The 5,636-nt window shown below is 71.4% G+C and carries 4 protein-coding genes; 3 read left to right on the top strand and 1 reads right to left on the bottom strand.

Annotated features, from left to right (window positions below; genetic code table 11):
* The 3 genes from EHS43_RS35745 to EHS43_RS35735 form a co-directional block, all read left to right on the top strand.
* The coding region (locus tag EHS43_RS35745) for an SIS domain-containing protein (protein ID WP_312023465.1) at positions 1-703 on the top strand (703 nt) is incomplete at its 5' end.
* 75 nt (positions 704-778) lie between these two features.
* Entirely contained in the window at positions 779-1,930 is a 1,152-nt protein-coding gene (gene manA / locus EHS43_RS35740; protein WP_125194779.1) for a mannose-6-phosphate isomerase, class I, read from the top strand.
* Positions 1,931-2,112: 182 nt separating this feature from the next.
* Complete coding sequence (locus EHS43_RS35735; RefSeq protein WP_125194778.1) at positions 2,113-3,093, top strand: cation diffusion facilitator family transporter; 981 nt, start codon at positions 2,113-2,115, stop codon at positions 3,091-3,093.
* A 103-nt stretch (positions 3,094-3,196) separates the two neighbouring features.
* Here EHS43_RS35735 and EHS43_RS35730 read toward each other — a convergent pair whose 3' ends face one another.
* Entirely contained in the window at positions 3,197-5,467 is a 2,271-nt protein-coding gene (locus EHS43_RS35730) for a fructose-specific PTS transporter subunit EIIC (protein WP_125194777.1), read from the bottom strand.
* Positions 5,468-5,636 lie beyond the last annotated feature (169 nt).

Raw genomic sequence — 5,636 nt, 5'->3', positions numbered from 1 at the left:
CGCCCACACCCCGCTCTTCGAGGCCGTCGAGGGCGCCCACGGCCTGTTCGTGCCCCTGGCGACCGCCCCGTACGAGCAGGACACCCCCCTCACCGCGTCCGCGCCCGGCGTCCTGTGGGCCCTGCTCACCCCGCTCCTCGCGATCCTCGACCGCACCGGCCTGCTGACGGCCCCGCCCGACACCCTCGAGAAGATCGCCGGCCGCCTCGACCACATCGCCGAGCGCTGCGGCCCCGCCATCGCGACCTACAGCAACCCGGCCAAGACCCTCGCCGCCGAACTCGCCGACGCGCTCCCGGTGATCTGGACCGAGGGCACCTCCGCGGGCCCCGCGGGCCGTCGTTTCGCCGCGGCCCTCGCCGAACTCTCCGGCCGCCCGTCCGTGGTCTCCGAACTGCCCGAGGCCCTCGCCGCGCACAGCACGCTGCTCTCCGGACCGCTGGCCGCCGGCGCCGACCCCGACGACTTCTTCCGCGACCGCGTCGAGGAGCCTCCCGCACTGCACGCACGCGTGGTACTCCTCCGCGACCGCCCGATCGGCGGTCTCAGCGCCGCCCCGGCCGCCCGCGACCTGGCCCTGAGCCACGACACGCCGATCAGCGAGCTGGAACCCGAGTCCGGCGGCGAGATCGAGACCCTCGCGGAACTGATCGCCGTCACGGATTTCGCCGCCGTTTACCTGGCGCTCGCCTCGGGGGCCTGATCTTGCACGGGCCGCCCTGAACGCCACCAGCCGCTCAGCAGGCCGCCCTGACTTCCGTACGACAGAAAGAACCCGATGGACCGCCTCGACAACACCATCCGCCCCTACGCCTGGGGTTCCACCACCGCCATCCCCGAACTCCTCGGCACCCGGCCGACCGGTGAACCCCAGGCGGAGATGTGGATGGGCGCCCACCCGGGAGCCCCGTCACGCACCGCCCGGGGCACGCTCGTCGAGGTCATCGACGCCGACCCCGCGCGCGAGCTGGGCGAGGCGGCCGTCGCCAGGTTCGGTCCCCGCCTGCCCTTCCTGCTCAAGATCCTCGCCGCCGGAGCCCCGCTCTCCCTCCAGGTGCACCCCGACCTCGCCCAGGCGAAGGAGGGCTACGACGACGAGGAGCGCCGCGGCATCCCCGTGGACGCGGGCCACCGCAACTACAAGGACGCCAACCACAAGCCCGAACTGATCTGCGCGCTCACCGAGTTCGACGGTCTGTGCGGCTTCCGCGAACCCGCGCGCGCGGCCGAGCTGCTGGACGCGCTCGGCGTCGACTCCCTCAAGCCGTACGTCGACCTCCTGCACGCCCGTCCCGAGGAGGCGGCCCTGCGCGAGGTCCTGACGGCCGTCCTGACCGCCGACCGCGCGGAGATGGCCCACACGGTCACCGAGGCCGCGGCCGCGTGCGCCCGCCTCGGCGGCGACCACGCCCCGTACGCCGAGATCGCCCACCACTACCCGGGCGACCCCGGCGTCATCGCCGCGATACTCCTCAACCACGTCCGACTGCAGCCCGGCGAGGCCCTGTTCCTCGGCGCCGGCATCCCGCACGCGTACTTGAGCGGCCTCGGCGTCGAGATCATGGCCAACTCCGACAACGTCCTGCGCTGCGGCCTGACCCCCAAGCACGTCGACGTACCCGAGCTCCTGCGCATCGTCCGCTTCGAGGCCGCCGACCCGGGCGTCCTCCGCCCCGAGGCGTCCCCCGACGGCGAGGAGGTCTACGAGACCCCCATCGACGAGTTCCGGCTGTCCCGGTACGTCCTCCCCGAGGGCGCAGGCACGCACGACCTGACCCGTCCGACCCCACAGATCCTGCTCTGCACGGCAGGTTCCGTGCGAGTCGGGGAACACGAACTGGGCCCCGGCCAGTCGGTGTTCGTACCGGCGGGTGAGACGGCCGGGGCGTCCGGCGCGGGCACGCTCTTCCGGGCGACCGTGATCGTGTGACCGATACGTGTGGCCGGGACGTGTGGCTGAGACCTGTGAATGGGACGTGTGATCGTATGGCCGGGCCTGTGGACGACTGAGACGTCCCTGCCGGGCAAGGCTGCAAGAATGGCCCCTCGGCAAAGGACGGGCAAAGGCCTGGACGGCGTGAAGCACTTGAGGCGAAGGGACAACGCGACCAGATGAGCGCGTCAGGCGGAACCAGGGCGATCGTGGCGGCACTCGGGGCCAACCTCGCGATCGCGGCATCGAAGTTCGTGGCGTTCGCGTTCAGCGGCTCGTCCTCGATGCTCGCCGAGGGCGTGCACTCGCTCGCCGACTCCGGCAACCAGTTCCTGCTGCTTCTCGGCGGCAAGAAGGCCCAGCGCGAGGCCACCCCGCAACACCCCTTCGGCTACGGCCGTGAGCGCTACATCTACGCCTTCCTGGTCTCCATCGTGCTCTTCTCGATCGGCGGCATGTTCGCCGTCTACGAGGGCTACGAGAAGATCAAGCACCCGCACGAGATCGAGCACTGGTACTGGCCGGTGGGCGTCCTGGTCTTCGCGATCATCGCCGAGGGCTTCTCCTTCCGGACGGCCATCAAGGAGTCCAACCCGCAGCGCGGCAACCTCTCCTGGAAGGAGTTCGTGCGCCGCGCCAAGGCCCCCGAGCTCCCGGTCGTCCTCCTGGAGGACTTCGGCGCCCTCGTCGGCCTGGTCCTCGCTCTCGGCGGTGTCGGCCTGGCCCTGCTCACCGGCGACGGCGTCTGGGACGGCATCGGCACCCTCTGCATCGGCATCCTGCTCATCCTGATCGCCCTCATCCTGGCGGCGGAGACCAAGTCCCTGCTGCTCGGCGAGGCCGCCGGCACCGAGGCGGTCCAGAAGATCGAGGCCGCGATCGTCGACGGCGACACCGTCACCGGCATCATCCACATGCGCACGCTCCATCTCGGCCCCGAGGAACTGCTCGTCGCCGCCAAGATCGCCGTCCAGCACGACGACACGGCCGGCGAGGTCGCCGCCGCCATCAACGCCGCCGAGTCCCGCATCCGCGAGGCCGTCCCCATCGCCCGCGTCATCTACCTCGAACCGGACATCTACAGCGAGGCGGAGGCCCGCAAGGGCGCCGACCGCGAGGCCACCCCCGGGGGACCGGCCCCGCACCCGGCCGAGCACTGACCACCGGTCCTCAGCGGCCGCAAGGGCCCGCGTCCCCTCACCGGGGGCGCGGGCCCTTCGCTCACTCGCTTGCGCTCATCCGATCCCGGTCACCCGGTCTCACTCACCCGATCTCGCTCAGCACGTCCAGTACGGCCCGCTCGTCCGGCGCCGCGATGAGCCGCGCCCGGAACTCGGCGTCCATCAGCTTCCGCGACAACAGCGCCAGGATGCGCAGATGCTCGTCGCCCGCGGCCGCCTCCGGCACCGAGATCATGAAGACCAGCCTGGCCTTCGTCCCGTCCAGCGAGCCCCACTCGACGCCCTCGGCGGACCGTGCGAACCCGACGACCGGCGCGGACACCGCGTCCGTCTTGGCGTGCGGGATCGCGATCTCGTCCCCGAGCCCGGTGCTGCCCTGCTCCTCGCGTCGCAGGGCAGTGGCCACCAGTTCCTCCACGTCCGTCACCTTGCCGCTGCGGGCGAGCAGCTCCGCCATCTCCCGGACGGCCGCCTCCTTGCCCCGGGCGTCGAGAGCGACCTTCACGGTCCGTCCGGTGAGGTAGCCGGAGAGGACTTCGCGGCCGGGCGGGGGCGCGGGGGCGTCCCCGACCTCGGCACTGGCAGCGGCACCCGGCCGGGCACCGGTCTGGGCTCCGGTCTCGGCTACGGGCTGGGGCTGAGCGGTTGGATCGGCTTCGGTCACCGCTCCAGCCCCCGTGTCGACAGCGGCAGCGCCGTGGGAATCCATGCCCTCCTGGGCTCCGCCCGGTTCCGGATCCGTGGCCGGCGTCCCGCTCGACGAGGCGACGATCCGCTGCGCCACCACGGCACCGGCGGCACCACCGGCCGCCGCCCCGGCGCCCACTCCGACGAGCGCGGGCTCAAGCGGCCCGGCCGCACCGGCCACGCCCCCACCCGGTCCGGTCGCCGGTACCGCACCCTTGCGCCGACGCTCGCTGATGTCGACCAGCGTGACCGTCGCCAGCGCGGTGACCGCCGTGCCGATCAGCACGGCCACGAAGAACACCGGCACCCCGCTCACCGCACCCAGCACCGCCACGATGGGCCCGCCGTGCGGCACCGCGTCCTCGACCCCGGCGACCCCGGCGATCGCACCGGCCACCGCGCCACCGAGCATGTTGGCCGGGATGACCTGCGCGGGCCGGGCCGCCGCGAACGGGATCGCGCCCTCGGAGATGCCGAAGCAGCCCATGAACAGCGCGGCCAGCCCCGTCTCCCGTTCCTGCTCGGTGTAGAGCCGCTTCCGTATCAGCGTGGCCAGCCCCTGACCCAGCGGCATGACCGGGATCGCGGCCGCGCACATGCCCATGACCGTCTGGTTGCCGGTCGCGATCAGCCCCGCGCCGAACAGGAACGCCGTCTTGTTGACCGGGCCGCCCATGTCGAACGCGATCATGAGCCCCAGAATCGCGCCCAGCAGGATCGCGCTGGTGCCGGTCATCCCGCCGAGCCAGTCGGTGAGGTGCTCGAACACCCAGGAGATCGGCTTCCCGATGACGTAGATGAAGAACAGCCCGAGCGCCGTCGTCGCCACGATCGGGATCACGATGATCGGCATGATCGGCTGCACGAACTTCGGGACCTTGACCTTCTTGATCCACAGCACCAGATACCCGGCGAGGAACCCGGTCACGATCGCCCCGATGAACCCGGCGCCCGCCTTCGAGTCGTACAGCGAACCCGTGTTCGCGATCCAGCCGCCGATCATGCCGGGCACCAGCGCGGGCCGGTCCCCGATGGCATAGGCGATGTACCCGGACAGGATCGGCACCATCAGCGTGAAGCCGATGACGCCGATGTTGTTGATGTCCATCCAGAAGGAGTCCTTCGGGATGACCAGCCCCCCGGACGGGTCGGTGTGCCCGCCGAGCGAGAGCGAGATCGCGATCAGCAGCCCGCCGACCACCACGAACGGGATCATGTAACTGACCCCGTTCATCAGCGCCTTGTACCCGACGCTCCGCTCCTTGCCGCCGCCCGGCCCCGACGCGGCGGCATCGGCGCCGGAGGTGTGCACCGGTGCCGACCGCACCCGCTCGATCAGCCGCTCAGGATGGTGGATGCCCTCCGCCACCCCGACGGTCAGGACCCGCTTGCCCACGAAACGGCTGAGGTCCACGTCCTTGTCCGCGGCGACGATGATGCCGTCCGCCGTTCTGACATCGTTGTCATCCAGAACGTTCTCGGCCCCGATCGATCCCTGGGTCTCCACCTTCATGTCGATGCCGCGGCTCGCGGCGGCCTGCGCGAGCTTCTCCGCGGCCATGTACGTGTGCGCGATGCCGGTCGGGCACGCGGTCACCGCGAGCAGCTTCACCCGCTGCTCGCCGCTGTCGCCGCCCGTGGGGGGAGGCCCGGCTGGACTGGTCACGTCGATCTCCTCACGCTTTTGTCATACGGAAACGCCGTCCCGAGCGCCCCGCACGATCGATGAGCTGTTCCGATCGCTACGGATCCTCCCTCACCTGCCCAGGCCACCCAAGGACAAAAGCCCCCCGATGACCTGGTCCGTTGCCACCCCGCCCGCACCGGTCCGGGGC

The sequence above is a fragment of the Streptomyces sp. RP5T genome (assembly GCF_003933965.1).
Lineage (GTDB): Bacteria > Actinomycetota > Actinomycetes > Streptomycetales > Streptomycetaceae > Streptomyces.
The sequence above is the reverse complement of the archived record's forward strand: the minus strand, read 5'-3'. Positions and strand labels throughout refer to the sequence as shown.

What these genes read in the sequence shown, in the direction of transcription:
- EHS43_RS35735 (WP_125194778.1), top strand. Translation starts at nt 2,113, where the DNA reads ATGAGCGCGTCAGGCGGAACCAGGGCGATCGTGGCGGCACTCGGGGCC.
- manA (WP_125194779.1), top strand. Translation starts at nt 779, where the DNA reads ATGGACCGCCTCGACAACACCATCCGCCCCTACGCCTGGGGTTCCACC.